Origin of the sequence: Pedobacter sp. (genome assembly GCF_035566355.1) — a bacterium.
GTDB lineage: Bacteria > Bacteroidota > Bacteroidia > Sphingobacteriales > Sphingobacteriaceae > Pedobacter.
In genome coordinates this window covers 1-3,083 of sequence record NZ_DATMRL010000622.1, presented here as the reverse complement: position 1 = coordinate 3,083, position 3,083 = coordinate 1, and the positions used below count along the sequence as shown (strand labels likewise).

The window sequence follows — 3,083 nt, the reverse complement described above, 5'->3', positions numbered from 1 at the left end:
CAAAGGCTCTTTAGGTTGTGGTGGAATCCAGTCGAGATGGATCAACTCAACGTCCGCAGGAAAAACCAGTCTTCTGAAAGCCCTTCGGTCAGCTCCTAAGCCACTAATGAGGTATATTCTTCGCATCTCTTATTCCATGTATACTATGTGATATGGCTACTTCCAGGATCATATTCATAAATGTATAAATAACGATCCGTAAAACAGGAATGGAAAAGAAAGATTCTCCTACGCGAATTCGTAAATGATCTGGCAGCTTATTCGTGCAGAACAAGAATGGCTTTAATCGATTTATTCATCACCTGGTTTACGGTGCTTCGGTTAAAGATGCGGTATAACATATTATGGTGATGTTTAACTACACAAAGAATGTCTGTTTTATTGTTGACAACAAAATCCATAATGCCATCTGTTGTACTGCTGTGACTAATATAATTAAACTGCAGCGCTACAGGTTTAAAATATTCTTTCAGAACCCTTTCTCCTGTGATAGCCGGGGAAATGTCTAATTTATCCATCACGTTTAATACATGGAGAACATCAGTTTCGAAAGCCTGTATCAATTCTTTTAAGATGTTTACATCTGTTGCAGACAGTTCTGTGGAGAAATCTGTAGCGAGTGTAATAACCGGTTTTTTAGAAGGTTTACTTTCCAGTGGAACGATCAGTGTTGGTAATTTAAGTTTGGAAACGATCATGTTTGCAGTACTGCCTACAATACCAGAAATACCTGTTGATCCAGTAATTCCCATAATCAGCAGCTCGGCAGGATGATCTGCTATATGATTGGAAATAACTGCATTTAAAAAGCCAACTGCACATAGAGTAGTTACCTTTACCTGAGTGTACGCCTTCTGATCACTGAGGTTTTTTGCCCAGTGCGCTAGTGCCTGCCTTTTTGAATTATAGTAGTTTTCTATGTAGATCGCGTTATATATCGAATTGTCAATGCCCTCGGTGGGGTGTATGGCATGTATGGCACATACCTCGAAATGAAGGATGCTGGCCAGTTCCAGAGCATATTCCATGGCATTGCTGGCACAATTTGAAAAGTCGGTAGCAACAAGTATCTGTTTCATGGGGGAGAGATTAAGAGGATTAAAGGAATAAGCGAAAGAGAGCGAACAAAGCTAATGCCAATGCAATGCATACCGGAAGGGTTAGAACCCAGGCCATAGCAATATTTTTCAATGTTCCATTGTTCAGATTGCTGGCTCCGCCCTGGGCAACCATAGCACCGGCAATTCCGCTAGACAATACATGTGTCGTACTTACCGGAAGGCCCAGTCCGGTACTTAAACCAATTGTAGCAGCACCAACAATCTCTGCAGTTGCACCTTGGGCATAGTTTAAATGCTCGTTGCCGATTTTTTCGCCAATGGTTACCACAATCCTCTTCCAGCCAATCATCGTACCCAAACCCAGTGAAATGGAAATTGCTGCAATTACCCATATTGGTGAAAAGTCGGTCACCTTATTTAAAGCCTTATAAGAATCTGTAAGATCTGATAGATCCTCTTCAGAGATTTGAATGGCGGGATTCTTACTAAGCTCTTTCAGTTCTTTGGTTACTTTTTCAATATCCTTTCTGAATTTGAAAATCTCTGCTGTACTTCCTTTGGCGTTTCCGCCAATTTCCTGTTTGGTTTGTTCAATCAATTTCTTTGCAGACAGGATAGGGGCTGAGTTTGTAGTATGACCAGCCAACAAATGTTGCAAAGGCTGCTCTGCAGCATTAAGTGTATTCAGTATCTGCTGATTGGTTATTGAATGATCTATGGCGAATTTTGCAGGAAGAAAAGTAATGAGGATCAGCATCAGCAAACCCACCCCTTTTTGTCCGTCATTACTTCCATGGAAAAAGCTCACCAGGGTGCAGGTTGTAATGAGCAATAACCTTACAAATACCGGTGGCTTATCATCATCGCCCTGTGGGATATGAAAAAGCTTTTTTGCTTTAAGGATATTTTTAATAAAATACATCAGAAGCACAGAAGCCCCAAATCCAAATATCGGGGAAAGAATAAGAGACAGACCTATTTCTTCTGCCTTATTCCAATTTACACTGCCACCGTAGTAATAGGTAAAACCAATACTGCCGCCGATCAGCGCACCAATTAAGGTATGAGAACTGGAACAGGGGATACCAAGATACCATGTTCCTAAATTCCAGAGTATGGAAGAAATCAATACCGCCAATACCAGGCAGGCGCCTACCTGTACAGGAAGATTCATGAGTTCATCCAGGGGGACTAGTTTTAAGATTCCCATGGCTACAGCTACGCCTCCGGCAAATACGCCAAGGAAATTCCAGATTCCAGACCAGGGTACGGCAATCTGGGGTTTTAGAGCCTTTGTGTAAATCACGGTAGCCACAGCGTTTGCGGTGTCGTGAAAGCCATTTACAAATTCAAAAGCCAGTACTGTGGCAAGACAAATAAAAAAGACGATTAAAACCGGATGGCTTAAATCAATTTCTCCAAGCAGTGGAAGGGTAATGGCACCAAGCGTAGATAACATGTGTTCTTTGAATAGTTCGTTTGCCAAACATCTGGTTTTTAGATGGGTTACGATGCTACTTAAAGTTAAGTTATTGTTATGCTATTGTTGCTTGGCCCAATTGGATACAGGACTAAAAATTGACCTGATATTTAGAGGTCAATTTTCATCAGAATATCCAGTTGTTCATCATCTCCAAATCTGAAGATGTGCGTAGCGAAATCTCTAAACTGATTCTTTTTGTAGAAGGCAATAGCCTTAATATTCTTTTCCCACACCCCAAGCCAAAGGTTATCCACATGATTTTTTCTGGCAATTTCAATGGCATTATTGAGCAAAAACTGACCCGCTTTTTGACCCTGGAATTCTTGCAGTACGTAAATGCGTTCAACTTCCATTGTGTTTTGATCCTGTAAATCCGTTTGCGCGGTCCTTAAATTTACTTTTATGTATCCAACGTGTTTATTATCAGTGTTTAATGCGGTATAGAATGCCGAGTCAGGATTTGATAATTCTTCTTTTAGTTTCTTAATACTAAAATTTATATCTAGATATTGCTGCATATTTTCTGCAGAATTGTAGGG

The 3,083-nt window shown here is 40.5% G+C and carries 3 protein-coding genes; all 3 read right to left on the bottom strand.

Annotation, left to right across the window (positions count from 1 at the left end):
• Window positions 1-257 precede the first annotated feature (257 nt).
• The gene (locus tag VNZ46_RS24395; RefSeq protein WP_325563495.1) at window positions 258-1,079 is read right to left on the bottom strand and encodes a universal stress protein; all 822 of its coding nucleotides are present in this window, start codon (window positions 1,077-1,079) and stop codon (window positions 258-260) included.
• A 19-nt stretch (window positions 1,080-1,098) separates the two neighbouring features.
• Window positions 1,099-2,547: an inorganic phosphate transporter gene (locus tag VNZ46_RS24390; RefSeq protein WP_325563493.1), complete on the bottom strand. Its 1,449-nt coding sequence runs from the start codon at window positions 2,545-2,547 to the stop codon at window positions 1,099-1,101.
• Window positions 2,548-2,651: 104 nt separating this feature from the next.
• Window positions 2,652-3,083, bottom strand: a 432-nt coding sequence (locus VNZ46_RS24385; RefSeq protein ID WP_325563491.1) for a GNAT family N-acetyltransferase, incomplete at its 5' end; no start/stop codon positions are given.